The 25,382-nt window shown below is 34.7% G+C and carries 21 protein-coding genes; 11 read left to right on the forward strand and 10 right to left on the reverse strand.

Annotation, left to right across the window (positions count from 1 at the left end; all coding sequences use genetic code 11):
* Positions 1 to 88: 88 nt before the first annotated feature.
* The 8 genes from LXH21_RS07170 to LXH21_RS07205 all read right to left on the reverse strand — a co-directional run bounded on the left by LXH21_RS07170 (position 89) and on the right by LXH21_RS07205 (position 7,339).
* Entirely contained in the window at positions 89 to 1,684 is a 1,596-nt protein-coding gene (locus LXH21_RS07170) for a 4Fe-4S binding protein (protein WP_239863871.1), read from the reverse strand.
* The gene (locus LXH21_RS07175; protein WP_239863873.1) at positions 1,681 to 2,982 is read right to left on the reverse strand and encodes an NAD(P)/FAD-dependent oxidoreductase; all 1,302 of its coding nucleotides are present in this window, start codon (positions 2,980 to 2,982) and stop codon (positions 1,681 to 1,683) included. Before LXH21_RS07175 ends, LXH21_RS07170 begins: the two co-directional genes overlap by 4 nt.
* A 106-nt stretch (positions 2,983 to 3,088) precedes the next feature.
* Entirely contained in the window at positions 3,089 to 3,853 is a 765-nt protein-coding gene (locus LXH21_RS07180) for a hypothetical protein (RefSeq protein WP_239863874.1), read from the reverse strand.
* Positions 3,854 to 3,865: 12 nt separating this feature from the next.
* Positions 3,866 to 4,558, reverse strand: coding sequence for a TIGR04283 family arsenosugar biosynthesis glycosyltransferase (locus tag LXH21_RS07185; RefSeq protein WP_239863876.1), 693 nt, complete (start codon positions 4,556 to 4,558; stop codon positions 3,866 to 3,868).
* Positions 4,551 to 5,327 (reverse strand): DUF547 domain-containing protein, encoded by a 777-nt coding sequence (locus tag LXH21_RS07190; protein ID WP_239863878.1) that lies wholly within the window; start codon positions 5,325 to 5,327, stop codon positions 4,551 to 4,553. Before LXH21_RS07190 ends, LXH21_RS07185 begins: the two co-directional genes overlap by 8 nt.
* 64 nt (positions 5,328 to 5,391) lie before the next feature.
* Entirely contained in the window at positions 5,392 to 6,264 is an 873-nt protein-coding gene (locus LXH21_RS07195; protein ID WP_239863886.1) for a sterol desaturase family protein, read from the reverse strand.
* On the reverse strand, positions 6,265 to 6,858 hold the full coding sequence (locus LXH21_RS07200) for a TIGR04282 family arsenosugar biosynthesis glycosyltransferase (protein ID WP_239863891.1): 594 nt from the start codon (positions 6,856 to 6,858) through the stop codon (positions 6,265 to 6,267). It abuts the gene before it with no gap.
* Positions 6,848 to 7,339 carry a rhodanese-like domain-containing protein gene (locus LXH21_RS07205; protein WP_239863893.1) on the reverse strand — a complete coding sequence of 164 codons (492 nt, stop codon included), beginning with the start codon at positions 7,337 to 7,339 and terminating at the stop codon, positions 6,848 to 6,850. The genes LXH21_RS07200 and LXH21_RS07205 overlap by 11 nt, the downstream gene beginning before the upstream one ends.
* Before the next feature lie 277 nt (positions 7,340 to 7,616).
* On the opposite strand from LXH21_RS07205, the gene LXH21_RS07210 reads away from it, so the two are divergent.
* The gene (locus LXH21_RS07210) at positions 7,617 to 8,084 is read left to right on the forward strand and encodes an OsmC family protein (RefSeq protein WP_239863895.1); all 468 of its coding nucleotides are present in this window, start codon (positions 7,617 to 7,619) and stop codon (positions 8,082 to 8,084) included.
* Positions 8,085 to 8,196: 112 nt separating this feature from the next.
* Here LXH21_RS07210 and LXH21_RS07215 read toward each other — a convergent pair whose 3' ends face one another.
* Together LXH21_RS07215 and LXH21_RS07220 are read right to left on the reverse strand one after the other, a co-directional pair.
* Positions 8,197 to 9,951, reverse strand: a complete 1,755-nt coding sequence (locus LXH21_RS07215; protein WP_239863897.1) for a sodium:solute symporter family transporter — start codon at positions 9,949 to 9,951, stop codon at positions 8,197 to 8,199.
* Positions 9,952 to 9,963: 12 nt separating this feature from the next.
* Positions 9,964 to 11,103, reverse strand: a complete 1,140-nt coding sequence (locus LXH21_RS07220) for a Gfo/Idh/MocA family protein (protein WP_239863899.1) — start codon at positions 11,101 to 11,103, stop codon at positions 9,964 to 9,966.
* 497 nt (positions 11,104 to 11,600) lie between these two features.
* Here LXH21_RS07220 and LXH21_RS07225 point away from each other — a divergent pair, with 497 nt between their 5' ends.
* The 10 genes from LXH21_RS07225 to LXH21_RS07270 all read left to right on the forward strand — a co-directional run bounded on the left by LXH21_RS07225 (position 11,601) and on the right by LXH21_RS07270 (position 25,102).
* Positions 11,601 to 12,305, forward strand: a complete 705-nt coding sequence (locus tag LXH21_RS07225) for a FadR/GntR family transcriptional regulator (RefSeq protein ID WP_239863908.1) — start codon at positions 11,601 to 11,603, stop codon at positions 12,303 to 12,305.
* Positions 12,306 to 12,834: 529 nt separating this feature from the next.
* Positions 12,835 to 14,052: a D-mannonate dehydratase ManD gene (manD, locus tag LXH21_RS07230; protein ID WP_239863916.1), complete on the forward strand. Its 1,218-nt coding sequence runs from the start codon at positions 12,835 to 12,837 to the stop codon at positions 14,050 to 14,052.
* 359 nt (positions 14,053 to 14,411) lie between these two features.
* Positions 14,412 to 15,572, forward strand: coding sequence for a DUF4861 family protein (locus tag LXH21_RS07235; protein ID WP_239863918.1), 1,161 nt, complete (start codon positions 14,412 to 14,414; stop codon positions 15,570 to 15,572).
* A gap of 63 nt (positions 15,573 to 15,635) precedes the next feature.
* Positions 15,636 to 16,001, forward strand: coding sequence for a c-type cytochrome (locus LXH21_RS07240; RefSeq protein WP_239863921.1), 366 nt, complete (start codon positions 15,636 to 15,638; stop codon positions 15,999 to 16,001).
* Between the two features lie 15 nt (positions 16,002 to 16,016).
* Positions 16,017 to 18,371 (forward strand): TonB-dependent receptor, encoded by a 2,355-nt coding sequence (locus LXH21_RS07245; protein ID WP_317208786.1) that lies wholly within the window; start codon positions 16,017 to 16,019, stop codon positions 18,369 to 18,371.
* An 11-nt stretch (positions 18,372 to 18,382) separates the two neighbouring features.
* A complete protein-coding gene (locus LXH21_RS07250) occupies positions 18,383 to 19,138 on the forward strand; it encodes a ThuA domain-containing protein (protein ID WP_239863929.1) in 756 nt (251 codons plus the stop codon).
* Between the two features lie 15 nt (positions 19,139 to 19,153).
* Positions 19,154 to 21,379 (forward strand): DUF7133 domain-containing protein, encoded by a 2,226-nt coding sequence (locus tag LXH21_RS07255; protein WP_239863931.1) that lies wholly within the window; start codon positions 19,154 to 19,156, stop codon positions 21,377 to 21,379.
* Positions 21,380 to 21,453: 74 nt separating this feature from the next.
* Positions 21,454 to 22,611 (forward strand): Gfo/Idh/MocA family protein, encoded by a 1,158-nt coding sequence (locus LXH21_RS07260; RefSeq protein ID WP_239863933.1) that lies wholly within the window; start codon positions 21,454 to 21,456, stop codon positions 22,609 to 22,611.
* A 45-nt stretch (positions 22,612 to 22,656) separates the two neighbouring features.
* Positions 22,657 to 23,709, forward strand: coding sequence for a sugar phosphate isomerase/epimerase family protein (locus tag LXH21_RS07265; protein ID WP_239863936.1), 1,053 nt, complete (start codon positions 22,657 to 22,659; stop codon positions 23,707 to 23,709).
* Between the two features lie 133 nt (positions 23,710 to 23,842).
* Positions 23,843 to 25,102, forward strand: a complete 1,260-nt coding sequence (locus LXH21_RS07270) for an MFS transporter (RefSeq protein ID WP_239863938.1) — start codon at positions 23,843 to 23,845, stop codon at positions 25,100 to 25,102.
* Positions 25,103 to 25,382: the final 280 nt, after the last annotated feature.

Genomic DNA, 25,382 nt, shown 5'->3' on the forward strand with positions numbered 1-25,382 from the left:
ACTATCCTTCACACAAAAAGGTATTCGATCATTAATAATATTTTGATAAAACACTTTAACCTAGTGCTAATTAATGAATGAATATGATTTATTTTTGGTTGATCAAGTCCATTAAATCTACATCGTTTCCAAGTAGGATTTCATTAGAATTAATACGACCAGCAGGTGTATCATTCTCTAACTTCAATACACCACGAGGACAAACTGCAGAACAAATACCGCAACCTACACAAGAAGATCTTACAATATTCTCTCCTTTTTGCGCATAGCTACGTACATCAATTCCCATTTCGCAGTAAGTAGAGCAGTTTCCACATGAGATACATTGACCTCCATTGGTAGTAATTCTAAATTTTGAAAACAATCGTTGTTGTAGTCCCAATATGGCAGCCATAGGACAACCAAAACGACACCAAACACGATTTCCTAGAATAGGGTAGAAGCCAACACCAATTACACCACTGAAGGCAGCCCCAATTGCAAACCCGTACCATTCTCTAAGTTTATAACTATCTACGAAGAAAATATTCTGATTACCCGAAAAGTAATTCATCAAAATAGCGATAACCATAATAGCTACCAACGATAACATTGTGTAAATAGCATCTGCATCCATATCTTTTCTTTTAAAAACATACAAAGCAGTTGTAAAAACGCCAAGAAATATGACGATACCCCAAACAAATTGATCTTTTGTGATAAAGCTCATGTCGGGATTGTTGGTTAAAAATGTAAAAATAACGGCGATGGTACTAACGAATGCAAGTACTAGAACAGTATGAATCATCCAACGCTCAATTTTCCATGCTTTCTCTGACTTATCACTTAACTGACGGAAAGAATCCCCTGCTGTTTCGGCCAAACCACCGCAACCGCATACCCATGAGCAATACCAACGTTTCCCGTAGAAATAAGTCAATATTGGTGAGATTATAAAAATTAAAGCAACTCCAAAAATTAGCATGAAGAGTCCTAAGTTCCCGCCATTAATCATATTTTTCAAATGCCATTCGTCAAAGAAATAATAATTCAATGGCCACATATTTTTGATATCCTTCGCAAAATAAGCTTTTTCAGGATTTAATTTTTCTAGAATCTCGGGGATTAAAAAAGCAAAACCCAACTGAAAAAACATTATTGAAATTGTACGTACCAGTTGGTATTTGTTGTGACGGTATTTTAAAATAAATTTATATCCAAGTCCAACTATGGCAATAGTATAAAGCGTACCATAAACGAACCATTGAGAAGCTGGTTTGCCATTTAAGAGCAAACTTAATGGATCAAAAAAGCTAACTATACCTGTATTTGCAGCACCTTCTTCGCTACTAAGACCGAGATACTGAGGAAACCAGTAGAGTACAACATAAAATGAAGTTAGAATTAGACCAATTGCGTATGCAACAGTTCCTCTACTTGTCAAGCTAGAAGTCCAAACATGATTATTACTAATTCCTTCAACTCGGTTCAAATAGAAACTATTAGAGTAGAGTACAATACCAGAAAAGATTGCAGTAATAGAACCCGCTAACCAATACCCTTTATTCGGAAATTCTACGTTCAATAAAGCCAATGTCATTATAAATAGTCCGATAAGACCGAGAGCAATTCCTGCTCTCTGTGTCCCATTTAAATCATTATGCTCCTGAGAAGCTATTGATATATTTTTTACTGTTTTGCTCATAATGATTCATTTTTAAGACCCACACATTGCTTTGTGAATTCAATTTGTATCTCTTTTTTGTGTGATGTATAAAATTCTGGATCAAAATTGGCTGCTGCCAAATTTTCAATAACATAATCTACAGATTGTTGGTCTGTCAAAACTTTATCAAAAAATTCATGACGCATGCGAATACCAAAAGTATTAATTCCTAAGAAACGTCTGCTTTCAGTATCAAACGCAATACGGATTGCTTTCTTACCTCCTTTATGTTCCCAGTAGAAATGGGTTTCATTTTCCTTTTCCTTCGCCCAAACCCAACCATAAGTTTGGTATTCGATATCCAAAAATTTAGCTGAATTAAACCAGTGTCCCGGTTTATATTCCATTGGGTTACCAGTTAAAGTTTGCGCTAGGGATTCTCCCATCATTCTTCCGGTATACCAGACAGCTTCAATAGGTCGGCGTTCGCCAATTCCTTCATGTTGCTCTGCACAGTCACCAATAGCATATATATCCTTAAAATTAGTTTCGAGAAAGCGATTGACTTTGACACCGCGTCCGAGCTCTATTCCAGAGGTTTTCAAAAAATCAATATTTGGTGAAACCCCTGCTGTTAAGCCTACAATTTGGCATTCAATAGTTTCGTCTTTGTCTGTAATGATTGCCTTAGTACGTCCGTTTTCATCAGCAATTATTTCTTTAAGACCTGTGCTCAAACGTAAATCAATATGATGCTCTTTTATATGACGATTAATCATTTGGCTTTCTCCTTTTGGTAAAACACCATTCCAGAAGCTATCTTCACGAACTAAAAAGGTCACTTCAATATTGCGAGCGCGCATCATTTCGGCAAGTTCAATTCCGATTAAACCTCCTCCTACTATAACAGCTCTTTTGGTAGTTGGTGCCCATTTTTCAAGATTTTCGAGATCTTGCTTAAAGTACAGACCAGTAACACCTTCTAGATCTTGACCTGGCCAGCCAAATTTGTTAGGTTTTGAGCCTGTAGCTATTACTAATTTATCAAAAGTGATAACAGTATTGCCATCTAACAGAAGTGATTTTTCTTTTGGAAAAACTTCAGAAACCTTTTTATGAATCAGGTTAATGTTGTTTTTTTTCCAAAAGTCATTTTCGTAAGGTTGCGTATGCTCAAACTTCATGTGCCCCATGAATACATACATCAATGCAGTTCTCGAAAAAAAATAATTTGTTTCTGCGGATATTATGGAGATTTTAGCATCAGATCTTTTTCGAATGTGTCTGGCTAATGTAACTCCGGAAATTCCATTTCCGATGATGACAATATGTTCCATTTTTTTAGTTTTTAGTATTCAGTTCAAGTCCTTTCTAGTCTCAGTAAGTCTAAAAGTTATTCAGCGGTACCAACTTCGTAGAAGTTGCTACCGACTGAAATACAATTTATATAGTTTTAAAATCTTTTCCTGGAGTAAAAATCCCCTCTTCTACGGTTATGAATTTAATATTTGACAAACTAGCGTTTCCTATAGTAGCACCAAATTCCTCTTTTTCATTCCAACTTCCAAATTGCCATTCTGTTGCAATCGGAACTCCGTTTACAGTTTCGAATTTCTTATATTGAATTCCGTGTGGTTCTTTTTCTGCTTCTTCCTTTTTTGATTTAATAGTAACGATATACGCTAGTTGCTCAATTAAATTAGTCTCTTTATTGCTGTAAACAACATACCAGTCATCTGGGGCATCTCCTGTACCGGATTTAAATGTAAGCTTTTGCGTTTCGAATTGCTCTTTATTTGTTACGTTGTTATCATAAGGAGACCAGATAGTACCTTCATCACTCATCTTGTAAGGAAACATAAAAAAGTAAGACCAAGTGTAAGCATTAAATCGAACTGATTTTTCTGATGCTATATCTGGTGAGTAATATACTTTTTCATTGTCATATATAATTTTTGTACCATCTTTTAGTGCGATAGCACCTTTACTAGAATTGGTCAACAAGGTCATCGTACCATCCATAATATCTTTACCGCCAAATTGGATTGCAATATCAAATTGGATTGCTTCTTGGTTTTTAAAAGCTTCTTTTTGGTGTGCTATCTCTGCCTTTTCTACAAATGATTCTGCTTTTTGAGGAGATTTACATCCCATGAAAGCAAATGTTAGAGCGGTTACAGACAGACTTGTTTTTCTTAGTAAATTCATTTTTTTTGTATTTTAAATAATGTTCTTTTGGTAATATGTTTGTAAATCATTTATGGGAAACCCCATTTTTCTTTTGAGATGGATCATGCTGAAATGAAATTGCAATCTCCAAACTCCATTTTGTTTATATTTTCTAGCAGATGTAATTACATATTTTGGTACAACTACAAATTGCTTTTTAGCATATAATCTTTCAATAATTTCGTTGTCTTCATATATGGAATACGCTTCGTTAAATCCTCCAATATCTTCAAATAATAGTTTGCTAACAAATAGTGATTGATCGCCACCTCTACAGCTTATGTGATTAAAACGTGTAAACCACTGTGAAACGACTAATATTGGGTGTTTCAAATCAAATTTCATTCGGAAACATCCTGCATCTCTGCCCTTTTCCATTTGTTGCACAATTGCAATATCAAAATTCTTTGGTGGTAAGCTATCACAATGCAAGAAATAAAAAATAGTTCCTGTTGCATTTTTTGCTCCACAATTCAGCTGTTTAGCTCTTCCTTTTGGAGAACTTATCAATCGAACTGTTTTTGTAGATTGTACTTGATTTGCAGAGCCATCAGTACTTCCACCATCTACAACGATAATTTCGTAAGCCATACTTTTCGAAATCACACTTTCAATATACAACAAAGTTTTTTTGATATTTTCAACTTCATTGTATATTGGTATGATGATAGAAATCTTATTCATTCAAACTCCAGTTATAATATTTAAAAGAGATTTTAGCTTTTGAATTGATTTTTACAGTACTGTATTGATTTAAATAATCAATGATAGATCCTTTTGTTTTAAAATCAGCACCAAACCAATTGAATATCTCTGAAATTTCGACGCTTGATGCTGTAATTGTATTTTTAGTTTTATCGTTGATAAAATCTTTTGCTACAGCAGCCAGTTGTTTGCTTAATTTTTCTTCAGTATAGGCTTCATTCAATAAATCTGGGCAAGAATAAGATGCGCAGTTGATTGCAAAATGGATTCTAGGTTCTCCCATTTTTCTTAAAATTTGATGCTCTATTTGCTCTAAGCTATATTTTTTTCCTCCAAGAGTAAAAAACTTTTTTCCCCAAGGATCGCTTATTTCTTTGATACTTTTTACTGGGTAATTATCTACGATTAACTTCACAGTGTAGGCATTATAAGCATTAATCCAGTAAGATAGAGTAGCGTTGCGACTCCATGCCGAAGCTGGAACACCAGCATCAAGTGTTTTTAAATAGGATTCTAAGGCTGCTTTATCTTTGACAAAGCCTTTGTAATTTACCTTTCCTGTACTTGATACATTTTTTTTCAATAATGCATCCCATTTTGAATGATCAACATTATTTGCTACAGCTGCGCTTGACGATTCTTGTTTAACCGCTTCTTGAGCTGGTTGTTCTGCATGCTTATTTTGGCAAGAAGTATTTCCCAAAATAACTAGCGGCATAAAGAATAGGGATAAAAGTATTTTTTTCATAAGAAATGTAATTTAATATTTATAATTGAACAGTCGACAGGCTTTATAATTCCTGACATTATTTTTATTTTTTTAATGGATAAAGTTCTTGCTTCAAGAAATTATCTGGAAAATCATTGTCATTTACAAACCCCAATTCTATATTTTTTCCATCGCGAGGAATATAATTAGTTCCAAATAAATAGTCCCAAAGGCTTAATGAGATTCCAAAATTAACCCCATACTTATTAGGCATTTTTTTACTATGGTGCCAAATGTGCATTTTTGGGTTGTTGAATATGTATTTGAGATATCCGTAATCCCAGCCGATGTTGGCATGGTTTAAATGACCGATCGCAATACTGATAAAATGCACAATAAATACATCTTGAATTGCTACACCACCAACGATGATAATAGGTATGTATAAAATAGATTTGTAAACTATAGGCTCCATCCAGTTGTATCTGAAATGGGCAGCAAACCCCATCTCTTTAATACTATGATGCGTTTGATGAATTTTCCAAAGAAAGGGTACTGAGTGTAAAAGACGATGCACATTCCACTGTATAAAATCGGTTATCAAAAAGAATATCAATAGTGACCATCCCTTTGGCATTTCCGAAATCGAAAACAATTGAATCGAAGCCAACTCTAATCCAAATACATGGAGGATATCATTAACGAGTTGCGCCGTGAAATTGGATAAAGCAATCAATAAGATTAAATTGAGTAGGAAAAAGTTAAAAAAAAGATAGAATAAATCTAGCCAGAAATCTTTACGAAGTATGGGCTGATCCTTACGCCACGGAAACATTAATTCTAGAATCCAGACCGTTAACGAAATTACAATCAATCCATAAAAATAATTATCCCAATTAGGCACACGAATCTCATTCATAAGATAATTGAAATACCCTTGATACGATTCAAATAATATATTGAAGTATTTCTCCATTTATTGTAAAATGTAATTGCTTTTTTCTAAATCTTCAATTGTGTCAATGTCATTCAAAGTTTTTAATAGGTAAACATGATGCATAGGAATATCGTTTAAAGTAGCTGCCAAAACGGTTTCCGTTCCCCATTCTTTATTTGCAAAAAGAAGAGGATTTATTTTCTTGAGTCCCATCAAATAATACCCTCCATCTACTGCTGGTCCAATCACTACTTCATTATAGTCCATAGCATGAAAGGCATGCTTAATATCCATGCTATTCAAATCAAATAAATCGCTACCTACTATTATGCATTTTTTGTGACCCATTGCAAATAATTCCTCAAATGCGGCTTGCATGCGTTGCCCTAAATCACCTTGAGCTTGTATCTTTTTATGATAATTTATATTGTTCCAAATATCATTTTCTATAATTGTTGTATCGTAAAACACATATTTATCACAATCTAAAAATTGCGTTTGTTCCATTGTATGCTTTAATAAGTCTTTATAAACTTGAAGGGCTTTTTCATCACCAATTGACTTTGCTAATCTGGTTTTTACTTTCCCTAGTTGAGGATTTCTGGTAAAAATTAGTAAGGCGTTAGTTTTCATATATTTTGATTCCATTGTTTAAATAAGCACCCCACTTTTTATTATAAGTATGCACACTATCTGTCTTTTTATTGTATTTGTTTACAACGATACCACCTTTGTTTTTATATTCAAAAATACCGCCATAGAGATTCTGAACATTCGTATAACCTAATTTCAATAATTTCTCTCCAATATTCTCTGATCGAACCCCTATAGAACAATATACGACAATAGGGGTGTTTCGGTTTTTAATTAATTGTGTAACCGTCTCAGATTTGAAATCGCCATATCCTACAAAAACAGCATTTGGAATATGACTGACCTTATATTCTTCAGGTTCCCGACTATCAAGCAATACGAACTTAGATTTTTTCAAATCTTCTGTCGTTATATAAGGCACGGATTCTGAATTTAATAGGTTTAAAATCGGACCCACTTTTTTTTGTGCCATAGTTGTGACACCAATGCTTAAGAGTATGTAATAAAAAAGTAAACGCATAGTAAGTTGATTTATAGTAGTAATTGACGAAAAAAAAATGAAAACCTGACTTGATGATAGCAATTTAGTAAATAAATACCCGTTTTTATTATTATTTATTAAACTGTTTTCCAATAAATTTTGATTTTAAATTAGTGTTATTTTACAGAAAGTGACTCTGTACTATTTAGTTATTTTATCAATAAATTGAATAATTGCGTCGATTTGTATTTTAAATTTCTACACATATAACAATTGTAAAATACTAAATTTGAATAAAATAAAAAATGTATCTATTATGACATTCAAACATTTGTTTAAAGTTCGATTAAATTGGTTTTCGAATAAGAAAGAAAGTACCCGATTTGTCAAAAATCATACAATTTCAATTGATGGGAAAACTGCTTTGGCCGTTTCTGCTGCAAAAGCATTTAAGGGAGATGCAAATTTGTACAATCCAGAAGATTTGTTGCTGAGTAGCGTCGCTTCTTGTCACATGATGTCGTACTTATACGTATGTGCACAAAATAACATTGATGTTGTATCCTATTCCGATGATGCGGAAGCTACATTGGAAGTACATGAAAATGGATCGGGCCGTTTTATAGAGATCCGCTTGTTTCCGCAAGTTATCATTCGACAGAAAGAAAAAATTAAGCTAGCCAATGAGTTACATGTAAAAGCGAATGAATTATGTTTTATCGCTAATTCTTGCAATTTCCCTATTGCTCATAATCCTAACTGTAGTAGTGAAGAAGTAGAGTAGATCAATTTGTTTACTTATATAAAATAAGAAAGCCTTGTAACCGAATTACAAGGCTTTTCATATAAAATTCAAATGAACTAATTTTATTCAAATTTTTAATAGAATGTGGTAATTATACTTTTGTGCTATTGGTCTTGGCACTTTTCTTTAATAGAAAACCAATTATTAGAATAATTATAGAGCAACATACAAATGTGATTTTACCCCAAAGCGGGTTGGGAATCAATACCATAAGTAGGACAGCCAGCCCCATAATAAGAACCATTTTACCTAATTTATCTCGTTGTTGACGGTCAAATTCACTTTGTTGGTCATCGGCATAGTAAGGAGTTTCGAGGTTTTTGAAAAATTGTTCTCTTTCTACCTTGTTTTCTTCGTTAGCTTCTTTGTAAAACAGAGAAGTAGCCCAGAAAAAACCAGATGTAATAAATACGTGTCCAGCAACCGTCAAAATGATGTCCATATCAATAGACTCTCTTTTGGTCAATTGCGCAATACCGAGCATCTCTGCAAAGACATCTGCAGTAAATATATTTGTAACGAACCAAGAAACAAAGAAACCAACTGCAATAGTTGCCCAAGGTGCCCAATTGGGTGTCTTTTTAACAAAAATCCCAACAGCTAATGGTACCATCATAGGGACTTGTATTATTGTTGAAACAGACATCATAAGTTCAAATAAGCTGAGCTTTTTTAGAGAAGAGAAATACAAAGCTGTGGCAATTATTAATAAACCACTTAGGACACTAACAATTTTACTAACACGCAATAATTGCTTATCACTTTTTTGTATTTGTTTTTTAGCAAGAAAGGGTTGGTAGATACTACGAACAAAGATTCCAGCATTTTTATTTAGCGCCGAGTCCATAGATGACATAGATGCTGCAAATAAAGCAGCGATGAGCAATCCTACAGTTCCGATAGGCATAGCGTTACGAACAAATTCTAGATAGATGGCGTCAACTGCTTTACTACCTAACTGTGTATAGCCTGCGGTCGCGTCTGGATATAAAGATGCGGCTACCCACGGTGGAATAAACCAAATAATTGTTCCAAATCCCATTAAAATCATTGCCAAAAGCGATGCTTTACGCGCGTTAAACGAATCTTTAGCATTTAGAAATCGAAAAGAATCGTGAAGATTCATTACGGTAATTATTTGTTTGGGTAAGAAGCAAATGAAAGTTCCGAATAATATTAATGGGAAATTCATATTAGGGCCGATTAAAAAACCACCAGGGAAATTGTCTACCATATTGACTGGTCCTCCTACTTTTACCAACGCTACCACTGCACAGGCAATAGAAACGACTGCTACAACTAATGTTTGAACAAAATCGGAGGCAGCTACACCCCATGCGCCAGATAAAGCAGATACAAAAAGTACCGTTAAACCAATTGCGATAATGGTATAGTCAATATCGGCATCAAATACAGCACTGGTAAAAACTCCCAGAGCATTTAACCAAACTCCTGCATTTGCAAAAGAGAAAACAATTAAAGCCCATGAAAAAAACATTTCGTTTTTCGGTCCAAAACGGCCTTTTATCGCTTCTGTAGGTGTATCTACTCTCATTTGTCTAAAGCGATGGGCAAAATAGGCCCATCCACATAAAAAGGCAAAAGTATTACCAATGTAAACGCCTACTATAGCAAAACCGTCCATGTAAGCTTTACCAGCTGCACCAGTAAAAGTAATGGCCGAAAATTGGGACATGAAAGCCGTGGAACCAACCATCCACCATAACATTCTTCCGCCACCACGAAAATAATCACTTGTAGATTTACTGGCCATTCGTGAAAACGCAAAACCAATAAGAAGCATCAATACAAAGTAAAATCCAATTACGAGATAATCATAAAACATAGCTTTTCCTTTTTATTGCAGATGACTTACATCTGTCCAGTTATCATTTTTTCTAATAAGGTCAATGAGTTGTTGGTATAAACTACCATCTTTAAAAGATTGATAGGGAGCCACTTTTTCGCCATTGATGTCTTTAACAAATTCCGATGCTAAATAATGCCAGTTTCGCTCTGTGTCGCCATCAATTTTAGGAAGATTATCGGCTATGTCTTGAGGTAATGGAAGTTCTTTCCACTCTTTGTTTTCATCATAAATGTATAATGGTCCCATACCATAATGACCTTTTATATAGATTGCTCCGGTCGAACCATAGAAAACGATGTGATTATCATCAAAAGCAGGGTTAAGTGAACCATGTTTAAAAAGTACTGATACTGGTTTGGTTGCAATCGGGCTTTCTAATCTTGCCAAAACCGTGTAAGACCATTCAACATTACTTTCTCCCCATTTAAGTGAGGGGTCATTTATATCTTTGGGAATAAAATCTCTTCTTGTTTTAAAATTATGAACACCTTCAACAATAGGAGCTCTGACCAAATCGTCTCTAACTTCGCCGATTATTGATAGAATTTTTTCTCCAATAACAGAAGTTACTATAGAGATCATATGGGTGAAGTTATTGTTAAGTCGACCACCACCATCTTCCTTGCGGTGCGACCAACCAAAAGGAATGTCGCGTTCTAGATTAAAGTGTGAAATGCATTCCACTTCTAGTGGCTCACCAATAGCACCACTTGCGATGAGCTGCTTTGCCTGTAGAATGTAGGGCATGTATCTAAAGCTTGAGGCAAACGCTGTTTTAACTTTCTTTTCTTCAGCAAGTTTGTATAAAGTAATTGCCGATTCTCCACTGTGCGTGAGCGGTTTGTCGCTAAATACGTGGCATCCAAATTCGATAGCTTGTGTGATAGTATCATAATGTGCACCACCTGGAGTTGCTATAGAAACAATATCAGGCTGACAATCAATCAACGCTTGTTGCCAATCAGTTCCAGAGTAGGGTATGCCCATTTTTTTTGCAACCTCACTTACAAGGCTGGCCGTTCTCCCCACAATACCTACAACATCAGCTCCTGCAGCTCGAAAGGCATCTGCATGACCTTGACCAGCAAATCCGGTTCCAGATATCAGTACTTTTAATTTCGTATTCATCGTTTTATATTTTAGTTAGATAATTTCTCTATTTGGTTAATAGGGCCCTATAACTGGTGCGTCAAACTGGCGCGCCAAAGATAGAAATTTTTATGAGATTCCATTACCAAGGGCTTTAAATTTTATTTTTTTATCATAAAGCTATTTTTATGTACTGATTATGTGATGGTTGATAGCAGGATGTAAAATTACATCAGAGTACGAAATGTTACTATTTTGATTAATCTATATTTTTATTTTTATCGAATTGAACTTTCCTGATCGTAAAATGAACAACGCTAAACGAAGTAAAAATTTTATTCGAAATTATAGCTTTAATCTAATTTTAAATTTATCAAAGCATCTACTAATTGACTTCGAGACTAATCTAAAATTACGGTATTTAGGATCATGTAAGCCGGCAGTTTTAGTTTTAAATTGAATTACTGTCTTTTTTTAATTAATTTAGCACTTTTAATAGCGGTCAGTAAACAAGTCTATTTAATAACAATTACTAGATGAAATCAAAAACAGTACGAATAAAAGACAATATCGAGGTCCAAAATATGATTTTCTCTAAAATTAGAGATTATATTATATCGAAGAATTTAGGTCCAGGGGATAAGCTTCCCTCAGAACGTGAATTGTCTGATAATTTTGATGTAAGTAGACGATTTGTAGTAGAAGCAATCGAGAAATTAGAATTTTACGGATTGGTAAACTCGATGCCTCAATCGGGAACATTTCTTGCCGAAATTGGTCATATAGCACTAATAGGTATAATAGAAGATATTATCACCTTGGAGAAAAAAGATTTTCTTTCGCTTGTAGAAACGCGATTAATGCTTGAAGCTAAATCTGTTTATTTGGCTGCAACAAGAAGAACGGACGAAGATTTAAAGAAAATAGAAGCTGCCTTCAATCGTTATAAAACTAAAATTTTAAGTGGTGAAGATGCATTACAAGAAGATTTGTTATTTCACCTAGCAATTGTCAAAGCGAGTAAGAACAGTTCTATAAATGATCTAATGCTGCAAATAACTCCTAAGATAATTTCAGTTTTTCGAAAAACAAGAGTGTCCAATGAGGAAGGTTTTAATTTTGAAGTGGCTAAACACGAAGCAATTCTCAATGCTATTAGAGATAAAAACCCTGAGGAAGCAGTTAAAAGAATGGAATTTCACTTCAATTTACTTATTGAATTTTGTAACGACTTTAAATAATTAAATCTTTTTCTACAGTAGGTCAGACTCCTTCAAATAAAGATCGTTTGTTAAACTATGCAGTGATTTGTAGATCTAAAAATCTTACTGCTATTACATTACTATTTTTAAGAGTAACATTTCCAGATCGTTTTTAAATCACTGATTATCATTGCTTAATTTTATTGTTTGCAATTGCTACCAAAATCAAATTATTGTCCTTTCTCTATAAAGTAATAGGCTACTGTATCACTTTTAGTTATTTTTCTAATTATTTTGTTAAATCAAATAATATGAATACATTTGGCGCATCAATTTGGCGCGCCAATTATATTCGGCGTTGTACAGGAATTAGAAAAATTAAATTTTTACTGCTACTACTTTCTTTATACGATTGCATCGAAGGACTTTAGCATTTACTTTTAGAGTGAAATTTTTTAAAATTAAAACTATAACTTATTTTTAATTTTTGAAATAACTAATTGTGCCGAATGATAGCAGTATGTGCTTAAAAATAATAAAAAACTAAACTTAATACTATATAGTACCTATGAAAATTAAAGATATCAAAGTTTTTATTTGTAGCCCTGGACGTAATTTTGTTACTGTCAAAATTATTACAGAAAATGGTACGTACGGAATTGGTGATGCGACTCTAAATGGACGAGAAATGGCTGTAGTTGCTTACTTGCAGGAACATATTGCTCCTTGTCTGATAGGGAAAGATGCACAACAAATTGAAGATATTTGGCAGTATCTCTATAAAGGTGCTTATTGGCGAAAAGGACCTGTAACTATGGCTGCAATTGGAGCTATTGATACAGCGCTTTGGGATATAAAAGGGAAGCAAGCCAATTTACCAGTTTATCAACTTCTTGGCGGTAGGAGCAGGTCCGGAGTTACCGTTTACGGTCATGCAAATGGAGAAACAATAGAGGAGGTACTTACTAATTTGGGTACAATGATTGACGAGGGATACAAAGCTGTAAGGCTACAATGCTCTATTCCGAATGTAAAAGGTACTTATGGCACGATGGAGGGGAAGAAAAATTATTATGAACTTCAAGGCAACAGGCCACTTCCACCAGAGCAAGAATGGTCTACTTCAAAATATATGAACTTTGTACCCGAGCTGTTTAAGCAAGCAAGGGAACGATTTGGATTTGATATAGGTTTGTGCCATGATGTGCACAGCCGCCTTACGCCTATAGAAGCGGCAAGGCTAGGGAAACTTCTAGAACCTTATAATCTTCTTTTTCTAGAAGATGCAGTAACTTCTGAAAACCCAGAAGGCTATCAAATTGTTCGAGAGCATACAGTAGTGCCTTTGGCTGTAGGTGAAATCTTTACAACTGTTTGGGATGCTAAAGTCTTGATCGAAAAACAGTGGATTGACTACATACGTACTGCAATAACGCACGGTGGTGGAATTACGCCTTTAAAGAAATTGGCAGACTTTGCTGCTATGTATCATATACGCACTGCACCTCATGGGGCACCAGATCTTTCTCCGATTTGTTTTATGGCACATATGCATTTTAATCTTTGGGCACCTAATTTTGGTATTCAGGAATTTATTGGTTTTGGAACTCCTGAACTTAATGATGTATTTAAATATGATGTAGAATTAAAAGAGGGACTTTTGTACATGCAAGATAAGCCAGGTTTGGGAGTAGACTTCGACGAAGAGGCAGCTAAAAAGTATCCTTATAAAAGATCATATTTACCTGTGAGCAGATTGGAAGATGGTACTTTATGGAACTGGTAGTTTCACATTAAAAATTATTTTAGACAAAAATATTCAACTTGAAAAAAGGGGATGGTTATGAAGCCATCCCCTTTTTTTTTGCTTTTTTTCTGAAGCCGCAAGTAATTTTGATAAATATAGATTTAGTTTGTCAGTGGATATGAGTACTAAATTAAATCATTTGCTTGATAACGGTTTAAAAACACAAAAGTGGTGGTAAAGGTGAACTATTAGATATTCTGTAGGTTTTTTACACTGTAATCAATTATAATTAGCACAAACGAATCATATTTTATAGCCATTGGTCGATAATTTAACTTCAGATATATTACTATCCTTTATATTTACAATTATATAAATAATCTTTATTTCAATTTATTATGTTAAAAATTGCGAAATTAAAATTTTTCACCTCGCTCTGCTGTTTCTTCAGCATGATTTGCGTTTTACAAGCAAATACTTCGATTAAGGAGCAAACTGTTTCTATTCAGAATAAAAGTAAATTCAATTATGTAGACAAAGTTGTGTCTATTTCGTGGGAGAAGATAAAAGAAAAAAATCCTTCGATCGATAGTGAAAATTTAAAAATTGTAGATGCACAGTCTCAAAACGAAATTACTTATCAGTTTGAATATACTACTAGTAAGCAAATTCAAAATCTTTTGGTACAAGTAAGTTTAATGTCTGGACAAAAATTAAAATTAGTTTTTATGGCAGCTAAACATGGTGATTTTGTCGTGAAAACTTTTGGTAGGTATGTACCAGAAAGATTAGACGATTTTGCATGGGAAAATGATAAAATTGCTTTTAGAATGTATGGAAAAGCATTAGAAAGTACGCCAAAAGATAATGCCTTTGGTACAGATGTTTGGGTAAAGCGTACAGATCGAATGATATTAAATGAACGTTATGGCAGAAATGAATACCACAAGGATCACGGGGATGGTATGGATTACTACCATGTTGGCTATACTCTAGGAGCTGGTGGAATTGCTCCTTTTATAAATGATAGCATTTACTATTCTAAAAATTATTCAAAATGGAAAATGTTAGAAAACGGACCGTTACGAACAAAATTTGAATTAGAATATGACTCTTGGGATGCTGCGGGAGTAAAACTAACTTTAGTAAAAACGATAAGTTTGGATGCTGGATCACAACTTAGTAAAATTGACGTTCATTATAAATACAATGATGACATGAAGCAACTACCTGTTGTTATTGGTATTATTAAAAGACCTGAAGCTGGTGCTGATTTACTTAACAGGAAGAAAGGAATTCTAGGGTACTGGGAGCCACAACATGGAGAAGATGGTACTACAGGAGTAGGAGTTATAATTCCGACAAAGGTAGACAATATGCAAATTCGAAACGGACAATATTTAGCAACCGTAACTATACCAAAAGGAGAATCATTTACCTATTACTCTGGTGCTGCATGGGACAAAGCTGGTGAAATTACAAATAGTGAGCAATGGTTTGCACACTTAAGTGAAGAGCGTGAAAAAATTGTAAAAGACAAGTTGAAAATTAGCTTCTAATTTAAGAAGTATATTTTCAAAAAATACTATTAACCAAAACCAATCAAAAAACTATAAATTAATATGAATTCCATTTACAAATTTTTTCTATCAGTAGCGGGAGCTATTTTTTACTTGACTCTTTCGTCAACTTCTATAACTGCTCAAACTGCTAAAAAAGCAACTGCAGCTGAAATAGCAGAGGGTAAAGTTCTTATATCTAAGTCGGATTGTTTGGCTTGCCATAAAACGGATGCCAAATTATTAGGACCAAGTTATAAAGATGTTGCCAAAAAATATGCAGCGATCGAGGCAAACTACAATTTATTAAGCCAAAAAGTGATAAAAGGTGGATCGGGAGTTTGGGGAAGCATTCCAATGGCTCCTCATGCTAGCCTTAAACCTGAAGAAGCAAAAAAAATGATCAAGTATATATTATCGATAAAATAGAATTTCTTTCGAAAAATGAAAAAAATCATATTATTATGTTTCATGCTGATATGCAGTTTGCCTATTATGGCACAGCAATCACAAGTAATAGAGGGTAAGGTAATTAATAGCGGATCGCAGGAAATTGCAAATGCTAGGATAGCGATTTTAAATACTAATATATATGCAATATCAAGAAAAGACGGAAGTTTTACTATTGAAGGTTTGGCCGAGGGAAATTATTTCGCAAAAGTAAAAGCAGAAGGGTATTCGGTCTTTAGTCAAGCTATAAAAATAGAAAGTGGAGCAAATAGAGCTTTGGTATTTACATTGAACTTATCTGGTAATGAACTTGATGAGGTAATTGTAAGTGCTCAAAAGAGAGATGAGAATCAGCAGAACCTGCCTATTAGCATTTCGACTCTTACGGACAAGGAAGTGAGAGAGTATAAAATTTGGGATATCAAAGATGTTACTGCTATTGTTTCCAACTTCAATGCTGCCAACCCGGGTGACAATCGTAATATTACATCAATACGTGGTATCACGTCTACATCATATGATCCCGCAGTCGCTACATATATAGATGGTGTAAATCAATTTGGCTTAGATACCTACATATCTCAATTACAAGATATCGAGCGAATTGAAGTATTGCGTGGTCCTCAAGGAACATTGTATGGTAGAAATGCAATGGGGGGAGTAGTAAATATTATCACTAAACAACCTACTAATGCCACAAGTGGTTTTGCAGAGCTAGGATTTGGTAATTATAATCAGATGCGTATTAGTGCAGGTATCAGATTACCAATTGTAAAAGATAAGTTATTTTTTGGAGCTAGCGGATTTTACTCTAAAAGAGATGGGTATTATACAAACGATTTTGACGGCTCTAATTTCGACAAGCAAAATAGTGTGATGGGTAATTATTACTTAAAATACAAACCAATTTCTAAGTTAGCTATTACGCTAAATGCAAAACACATTCAAAATTCAAATGATGGTGCTTTTCCTCTGGCGTCAAGTATAGCGGAAGCATTGAGCAATCCTTTTGTTTTAAATCAAAACAATATAGCCGAAATGGTAGACAAAACTTTTAATACAAGTTTGTCAATTAATTATAATGCAAGAACATTTGATTTCGTTTCGCAAACAGCCTACCAAAGTAATTACAGATATTACAAAACACCTATAGACGGCGATTTTTCTCCATTAGATGGTTATTCGATTGTAAATAATTATGGTAAAGATTGGAATAACATCAATGTGGTAAGTCAAGAACTGCGATTCAGCTCAAAAGCCAATTCGGACTCCAAATTACAGTGGCTTGCGGGAACCTATTTATTTCATCAATACAATCCAGTAAAACAAGGTACTCACATTGGTGATGATGGTGATTTGCTGGGTGCTCCCGAAAGTAATGTTACTTATATCAATACTAATACTGGTCAAGGTAATGGTTTGGCTTTGTTTGGTCAAGGTACCTTTTCCATATCTGATAAACTGGATTTTATTTTTGGTTTACGATATGATTTAGAGAGTAAAAAGCTATCTGCCCAAGGAGAGCGTCAGGCTGATGGAGAACAAATTGGAACGATATTTCCTGAAACTTCGGCATCTGCCAGTTTTAATTCCTTTAGCCCAAAAGCAGGTTTGCAGTACAAAATAAATCAAAACTCAAATTTGTTTGTGACCTATAATAGAGGTTTTAGAACAGGAGGAATAAGTCAATTATCAGGTGATCCTAGAGAAGCTTTATTGACTTATGAGCCAGAGCTAAGTGATAATTTTGAGATAGGGACAAAGAATACATTTTTAGACAATCATTTAAGAGTCAACTTGACTGCTTTTTACACAAGCGTTAATAACGCTCAGATACCTACCTTACTTTTGCCCGATGCTATTACCGTGACACAAAATGCTGGAAAACTTCATAGTAAGGGAGTAGAATTGCAAACAGAATTTATTCCGTTTAAAAATTTCGAACTGAATTATAATTTAGGATTTACAGATGCCAAGTATAAGGAGTTAATTATAGCAAATAACGGTGCTTCAGAAATTTTCGATTATAACAAGCAGTTGTTTACACCTAATGTAACTTCCATGCTGGCTGCACAATACGGAAAATCGATTACAACAAACACCAAAGGTTTTGCAAGGTTAGAGTGGCGTTACCTTGGTAAGCAATATTTTGATTTGCCGAATCAATTTACCCAAAGTTCTTATCATTTATTAAATGTGAGAGCAGGTATTACTTATAAAAATGTAGAATTCGTTCTATGGGCAGAGAATTTGACCGATAAAAATTATGTAGATTATGCATACAGTTTTGGTGCTGCACATTTGGGCACGCCTCGTACCTACGGAATACTTTTTAGAACTAACTTTTAAAAAATACTATTATGAATTTTAAAAAAATAAAGCAAGGCCAATCAATTTCTATTTTGATGGTTCTATTTCTTTTGTTTAGTGTCGAAAGTTCTTTTGCCATGAAAACGAATAAAATTTTGATCTTTAGTAAAACGGCAAAGTTTCATCACCAATCGATACCAGCAGGAATAGCTGCTATTATAAAGCTAGGAGAAGCTAACGGATTTGTGGCCGATACAACGACCAATAGCAAGAGTTTTACGAAAGAAAATTTAAAACAATATACTGCTGTAATTTTTTTGAGTACAACAGGTGACGTTTTAAATGAAGAGCAACAATTAGCATTCGAAAATTATATTCAATCGGGAGGTGGTTTTGTTGGCGTACATGCTGCGACAGATTGCGAATACGATTGGGCTTGGTATGGTAATTTGGTAGGGGCTTATTTTAGCAGTCATCCTAAACAGCAAGATGCTATTTTAAAAGTTTCGAATAAAAAACATATCGCTACAAAACATTTACCTGCTGAATGGAAAAGAAAAGATGAATGGTATAATTACAAATGGATGGCAGCAGATTTAAAAGTGTTGATAACGATAGATGAAAATTCTTATGACGCTGGAAAAGGAAAGATGGGAGCAAATCATCCGATGGCTTGGTACCACGACTATGACGGAGGTAGATCGTTTTATACTGCTTTGGGGCATACAGACGAATCATATCAAGAACCTTTGTTCTTACAGCATTTATTAGGAGGCATTAAATATGCTATGGGGAAAAAGAAATAATTATAAAAGCAAATCATGAAAAAAAGAATCAATTATATTTTCGGTTTCTTCATCTTATTAACCTTAATAGTTACTTGTAAGGCTTACAAAGACAGTTTTGAGCGAGACAGTACAGGTAAAATTGTAGTTAATCCAAACCCATCACCAGAACCAGTCTCGGCAGAAGAAAGTATGAAATTGATGGCTATGCAAAAGGGATATCATTTGGAATTGGTAGCTAGTGAGCCTATGGTAAGCGAACCTGTAGCAATTGTTTGGGATGGAAACGGTAGAATGTTTGTAGCTGAAATGAATACCTACATGCAAGATATCGATGGTACTGGTCAGAAAATGAATACTTGCAAAATTAAACTGTTGGAAGATACCAATGGAGATGGCGCAATGGACAAAGCAACTGTCTATCTTGACAGTTTGGTACTGCCGCGTATGATGTTATGTTTAGATGATCGCCTATTAGTTAATGAAACATTTACAAATAACATATACAGCTACAGAGACACTAATAATGACGGACATGCCGATGAGAAGGTAATTGTATATGAAAACAATGATGGTGATAGTAAAAATCTTGAACACCAAAAAAGCGGTTTGATGTGGAATCTAGATAATAAAATTTATGTTACTGTAAACAAAATTCGTTATTCTTTTGAAAACGGAAAATTAATACCAGAGGAGTTACACGGTAACCCGATAGGGCAATGGGGACTTGGTTTAGATGATTATGGTCGTTTGTTCTTTTCATCTGCCGGAGGAGAAAATCCAGCCCTAGGATTTCAGCAAAATAACTTTTACGGAAATTTGGAATTTAAGAACCAGTTAGTTGGTGACTTCATAGAACCCTGGCCAATTATAGCGACACCAGATGTGCAAGGGGGTTTGAAAAGGTTAAGGGAAGACGGAACTTTAAATCACTTTACAGCATCTACTGGGCAAACGATTTATAGAGGGGATGCTTTACCAGAAGACTTAAAAGGTAATTATATGGTTTGTGAACCTGTGGGACGTTTGATAAGAAGAGCTATTGTAAAAAACACAGATGGTAAAATCACATTAGAAAATGCGTACCAGCAACAAGAATTTATTGCTTCTGCCGATATGAACTTTAGACCTGTAAACATGGCAACGGGACCAGACGGTTGTTTGTATATTGTTGATATGTACCACGGAATAATTCAAGAAAGTAACTGGACAAAAGAGGGAAGTTTTCTAAGACCAGAAATTTTAAAAAAGGGATTGGAGAAAAATGTAGGACGCGGTCGTATTTATCGAGTAGTACATGATAAAATAAAACCTAATAAAACAAAACCAGATTTACTTGATGCTAGCAGTTCAAAAATAGTAACCTATTTAAATCATCCAAACGGGTGGTGGAGAGAGAATGCTCAAAAATTATTAGTACTTCGTAATGATAAATCAGTAGTTCCAGAGCTAGAAATGATGCTGAAAACATCAAACAATCACTTAAGTAGAATTCATGCCTTGTGGGCTTTAAATGGTATGCATTCTTTGTCAAAAGAATTATTGGCAGCAACATTTAAAGATGATAATGCTCAAGTTCGAAAAACTGCCGTTTGGGCAAGTGAAAATTTTATGGACAACAAAAGTAATGCTTACATCTTAGAAAAACTTGATGCATTAAAAATAGATAGTAGTGCAGATGTAAGGTTACAACTTGGATTGTCGCTACGTTTTAACGAAAGTGAAAAAGCAAAAGGGATCATTGACTTTATGTTAGAAAAATATCCAGATAACGAAGTGTTGACTACTTCAGTAAAAACTTTTGAGAATGCTAAGATAGCTGCAGAAAAACGTTTGGCTGCAGAGAAGCTAATGAGTATAACTGAGCAAAAAATTATAAGTGAAGGATCGTCTATTTATAAAACTTTTTGCGCTGCTTGTCACGGTATGGATGCTAAAGGTATCGCTTTGGGAGAGAAAGAATTTTTGGCTCCAATTTTAGCAAATAATAAAACTATTAATGAAAAAGATCCTCAAAAAGCAATCAAAATTTTGCTGCGAGGACTTACAGGTCCGATCGACGGTAAAAGTTATACTGCCAATTTGATGCCCTCACTTGTTGATAATGATGATGCGTATATAGCTGCTGTTTTGAGTTATGTTCGAAGTGATTTTGGAAACAAAGCTAGAGTTGTAACTCCTGAAGAAGTGGCGAAAATTAGAAAAGCGACTGCCAATAGAACTATGCCTTACACCATGGAAGAGCTAGAAAAAAAGAAATAAGTAGTAAATAATAGCAACGATAGTAATTAATAATATTGGTGTCGTTGCATTTTAACAACCAAACAAAAACTATTATGTCCAACAAACTTAGACTCGGAATGATAGGTGGCGGTAAAGGAGCCTTTATAGGTGCAGTTCACCGTATAGCAGCCCAAATTGATAGCGAATACGAATTGGTTTGCGGTGCATTTAGTTCTAATCCGGATTTATCAATTGAAAGTGGAGAAGATTTGGGTCTAGATCCAGCAAGGTGCTATGGATCTTATGCAGAACTTTTTGAGAAGGAACAGCTCTTATCAAAAAATGAGCGCATGCAAGTGGTAAGTATTGTAACTCCAAACCATGTACACTTTGCCCCTGCAAAATTAGCACTGCAAAATGGTTTTCACGTTATTCTAGATAAACCAATGGCTTTCTCCTTGGCAGAAGCGAAAGAATTAAAAGCCTTTGCAGAAGCAACAAAACAGCGTTTTTGCTTGACACATACATATACAGGCTATCCCATGGTAAAGGAGGCCAGGCAACAAATTGCACAAAATAAACTAGGAATTATCAAAAAGATTTATGTCGAATATCCGCAGGGGTGGTTGAGTAAATATGAAGAGAGTGGTGATAACAAACAAGCTGCTTGGCGCACTGATCCTAGTAAAAGCGGAATGGGTGGTGCTCTTGGCGATATTGGAACTCATGCCTTTAACCTTGCAGAATATATTACGGGCTTAAAAGTAACTCAAATAAACGCCGATATTAATACAGTAGTAGCAGGTCGGAAGTTAGATGATGATGCAACCGTTTTATTGAAATTTAATAATGGTGCTTCGGGTATTTTATTTGCTACCCAAGTGGCAGCAGGTGAAGAAAACAATATTAAAATTAGAGTGTACGGTGAGAAAGGAGGTCTAGAGTGGCAGCAAGAAAATGCAAATGTACTCCTTCTTAAATGGGCAGATCAACCGTGCCAAATTTTGAAAACGGGAGGTGCCTATCTCGGTAAATTTGCAAAGCACAATACCCGTACTCCAGGAGGACATCCCGAAGGTTATTTAGAAGCTTTTGCTAATTTGTACCGCAATTTTGCTCTCACTATAAAAGCGGAATTGAACCATGAAGCACCAACTGAAGAGATGCTTGATTTTACAGGGATCGATGATGGAGTAAGAGGAATGGCTTTTATAGAACAATCAATAGCTTCAGGTAATTCTACTGAGAAGTGGATGAACTTTGTAGTCTAAAAGATAAATGATTCTTCATAAATTATTAAATAAAAACAAAGTAGTATGACAAATATTAAAGGTCCAGCTATATTTCTAGCACAATTTTTAGGTTCAGAGGCTCCATTTAACAATTTAGAATCTATTTGCCAATGGGCAAAAAGTTTAGGTTTCAAGGGAGTGCAAATTCCAACATGGGACAGTAATTATTTTGATTTACAAAAAGCGGCTGAAAGCAAAACATATGCAGATGAGATTAAGGGGAAAGTCAATGAGGCAGGATTAGAAATAACCGAGCTTTCGACCCATTTGCAAGGACAACTTGTTGCTGTAAACCCAGCATACGATCAATTATTTGATGGATTTGCTCCCAAAGAATACCATAACAATCCTAAAGAACGAACAAAATGGGCAGTGCAGCAATTAAAGTATGCTGCAAAAGCATCTCAAAATTTAGGAATTACTGCACACGCAACTTTTAGTGGTTCTTTACTATGGCACACTATTTATCCATGGCCACAACGACCTCCTGGATTGGTTGATGATGGATTTACCGAACTAGCAAACCGTTGGCTACCTATTTTAAATGCTTTTGATGAGGCAGGTGTCGATGTATGCTATGAAATTCATCCAGGAGAAGACTTGCATGACGGTGTTTCTTATGAACGTTTTTTGGACAAAGTAGATCAACATCCAAGAGCTTGTCTGCTTTATGATCCGTCTCATTTTTTACTGCAATGTTTAGATTATATAAGTTATATCGATCATTATCACGAACGTATAAAAATGTTTCATGTAAAAGATGCCGAATTTAACCCAACGGGTAAGCAAGGTGTTTACGGCGGCTATGAAAATTGGGTTGATCGTGCAGGAAGGTTCAGATCCTTGGGAGATGGACAAGTTGATTTTAAACAAATATTTAGTAAACTAGCTACCTACGGTTTTGACGGCTGGGCTGTGATGGAGTGGGAATGTGCCATTAAGCATCCTGAATGCGGTGCCAAAGAGGGAGCGAAATTTATCAGTGAACACATAATAAAAGTAACTGATAAAGCTTTTGATGATTTTGCAGCAACCGGAATCAATAAGGAGCTTAATAGAAAAATTTTAGGATTATAGATTGTGAAATTCTAGAATATAATTGACTTTCGACACTAAGCAAATTAAAAGTGAATATAAAATAAAATTACTAATACTACACTAACCATTGTAGTAATTTGCACTATTAACCAACCAAAACCTATACAAAAATATGGAATCAATCGAAAAGAATAAACTCTTTTGGGCTAGCTGTCTAGCACTATTAGTAACCTCACTTTCTTTTGGGATTAGGGCAGGAATAATGAGCAAACTTGGAGCCGATTTCCAGCTTACTGCAGGTGAGTTAGGAACTATAATTGCTACTGCATTTTGGGGATTTCCTTTGGCCATTGTTATTGGTGGTTTTATTGTCGATCTCGTTGGAATGAAAAAATTGCTCGTCACGGCATTTATCTTTCATTTACTAGGCATCATTTTGACAATATTTGCACAAGGATACTGGACACTTTTTGTTTCGACACTTTTAATTGGTATTGCAAACGGAACTGTAGAAGCAGCATGCAATCCCTTAGTAGCATCACTTTATCCAGATAATAAAACAACAAAATTAAACCATTTTCATCTGTGGTTTCCAAGTGGTATTTTTATAGGAACTTTAATCGTTCTTTTATTCAACTACTTAAATCTCAATTGGCAAGTTCAGGTGGCGATAATGTTGCTACCAACTTTTGCATACGGATTTCTTTTCTCCAAACTTAAATTTCCTGTTACAGAAAGAGTTTCATCAGGCGTATCTGTAGGTACAATGTATAAGTCGGTTACCTCACCGCTATTCATTTTTATGTTTGTCTGTATGTTTGGTACTGCTATCACAGAACTATTTACGGGTCAGTGGATAGAGATGTTACTTAAAAATGTAACAGATAATTCTATTTTAATTTTGACATTAACTACAGGTGTGATGATTATTGGTAGAGGAGTAGCAGAGCCTGTTGTACATCGCTTTTCTCCGCAAGGGGTATTACTTTTATCTTCTATTTTTGCAGCAATCGGGTTGTACTTATTAGCTACCTTGAGTGGAAATGCTATTTTTATAGGGGCTTTTGTTTTTGGCTTGGGAGTTTGTTATTTTTGGCCAACCATGTTAGGATTCGTGTCAGAGAATATTCCAAATTCTGGTGCATTAGGACTAAATTTAATGGGAGGAGCAGGTATGTTTGCAGTGTCAATCTACACTATTTTTATGGGGAACTTTTATGACCAATTAATCATGAATTATTTGCCACAAGAATCAACTTTAGAAATAAATGCTTCTGTTGATATATCAAACCTGATGGAATTAGCCAAAAATGCTGCTGGTCCACAAGTATTAAAAGTGACGATGATCATTCCTATTATCTTAACCATTGCCTTTTCAGGATTAGTACTATTCATGAAATTTCGAACAAAAAATAAAGTAATACTTAATTGATTTAGGTCGGATGTTTTTCATTAAATATTTTATCTGTGATCTGGGGTGACTAATGTGTCATCCCTTTTTTTATGCATTATAGTATCATAACGAAGCTATCCATTTCGATCGAAATCACCCTATATGCTTTACTACTTTAACAAATCTTTTTCCTATTAAGTCTGATAAATTTAATACTAATAACTTGTTCATTTTCGAATCAAAATAGTATTATAGACCAAAAAATTTAAATTTTTTTAGCAGGGATGTAGAATATGGTGATGAGTTCCTTCTCCTTACG

The organism is Flavobacterium algicola, assembly GCF_022399565.1.
In the GTDB taxonomy this organism is placed as follows: domain Bacteria; phylum Bacteroidota; class Bacteroidia; order Flavobacteriales; family Flavobacteriaceae; genus Flavobacterium; species Flavobacterium algicola.

What these genes read in the sequence shown, in the direction of transcription:
- LXH21_RS07225 (WP_239863908.1), top strand. Translation starts at nt 11,601, where the DNA reads ATGAAATCAAAAACAGTACGAATAAAAGACAATATCGAGGTCCAAAAT.
- LXH21_RS07195 (WP_239863886.1), bottom strand. Translation starts at nt 6,264, where the DNA reads ATGGAGAAATACTTCAATATATTATTTGAATCGTATCAAGGGTATTTC.
- LXH21_RS07180 (WP_239863874.1), bottom strand. Translation starts at nt 3,853, where the DNA reads ATGAATTTACTAAGAAAAACAAGTCTGTCTGTAACCGCTCTAACATTT.
- LXH21_RS07250 (WP_239863929.1), top strand. Translation starts at nt 18,383, where the DNA reads ATGAATTTTAAAAAAATAAAGCAAGGCCAATCAATTTCTATTTTGATG.
- LXH21_RS07235 (WP_239863918.1), top strand. Translation starts at nt 14,412, where the DNA reads ATGTTAAAAATTGCGAAATTAAAATTTTTCACCTCGCTCTGCTGTTTC.
- LXH21_RS07200 (WP_239863891.1), bottom strand. Translation starts at nt 6,858, where the DNA reads ATGAAAACTAACGCCTTACTAATTTTTACCAGAAATCCTCAACTAGGG.
- LXH21_RS07215 (WP_239863897.1), bottom strand. Translation starts at nt 9,951, where the DNA reads ATGTTTTATGATTATCTCGTAATTGGATTTTACTTTGTATTGATGCTT.
- LXH21_RS07270 (WP_239863938.1), top strand. Translation starts at nt 23,843, where the DNA reads ATGGAATCAATCGAAAAGAATAAACTCTTTTGGGCTAGCTGTCTAGCA.
- LXH21_RS07210 (WP_239863895.1), top strand. Translation starts at nt 7,617, where the DNA reads ATGACATTCAAACATTTGTTTAAAGTTCGATTAAATTGGTTTTCGAAT.
- LXH21_RS07255 (WP_239863931.1), top strand. Translation starts at nt 19,154, where the DNA reads ATGAAAAAAAGAATCAATTATATTTTCGGTTTCTTCATCTTATTAACC.
- LXH21_RS07260 (WP_239863933.1), top strand. Translation starts at nt 21,454, where the DNA reads ATGTCCAACAAACTTAGACTCGGAATGATAGGTGGCGGTAAAGGAGCC.
- manD (WP_239863916.1), top strand. Translation starts at nt 12,835, where the DNA reads ATGAAAATTAAAGATATCAAAGTTTTTATTTGTAGCCCTGGACGTAAT.
- LXH21_RS07245 (WP_317208786.1), top strand. Translation starts at nt 16,017, where the DNA reads ATGAAAAAAATCATATTATTATGTTTCATGCTGATATGCAGTTTGCCT.
- LXH21_RS07185 (WP_239863876.1), bottom strand. Translation starts at nt 4,558, where the DNA reads ATGAATAAGATTTCTATCATCATACCAATATACAATGAAGTTGAAAAT.
- LXH21_RS07240 (WP_239863921.1), top strand. Translation starts at nt 15,636, where the DNA reads ATGAATTCCATTTACAAATTTTTTCTATCAGTAGCGGGAGCTATTTTT.
- LXH21_RS07170 (WP_239863871.1), bottom strand. Translation starts at nt 1,684, where the DNA reads ATGAGCAAAACAGTAAAAAATATATCAATAGCTTCTCAGGAGCATAAT.
- LXH21_RS07265 (WP_239863936.1), top strand. Translation starts at nt 22,657, where the DNA reads ATGACAAATATTAAAGGTCCAGCTATATTTCTAGCACAATTTTTAGGT.
- LXH21_RS07190 (WP_239863878.1), bottom strand. Translation starts at nt 5,327, where the DNA reads ATGAAAAAAATACTTTTATCCCTATTCTTTATGCCGCTAGTTATTTTG.
- LXH21_RS07175 (WP_239863873.1), bottom strand. Translation starts at nt 2,982, where the DNA reads ATGGAACATATTGTCATCATCGGAAATGGAATTTCCGGAGTTACATTA.
- LXH21_RS07220 (WP_239863899.1), bottom strand. Translation starts at nt 11,103, where the DNA reads ATGAATACGAAATTAAAAGTACTGATATCTGGAACCGGATTTGCTGGT.
- LXH21_RS07205 (WP_239863893.1), bottom strand. Translation starts at nt 7,339, where the DNA reads ATGCGTTTACTTTTTTATTACATACTCTTAAGCATTGGTGTCACAACT.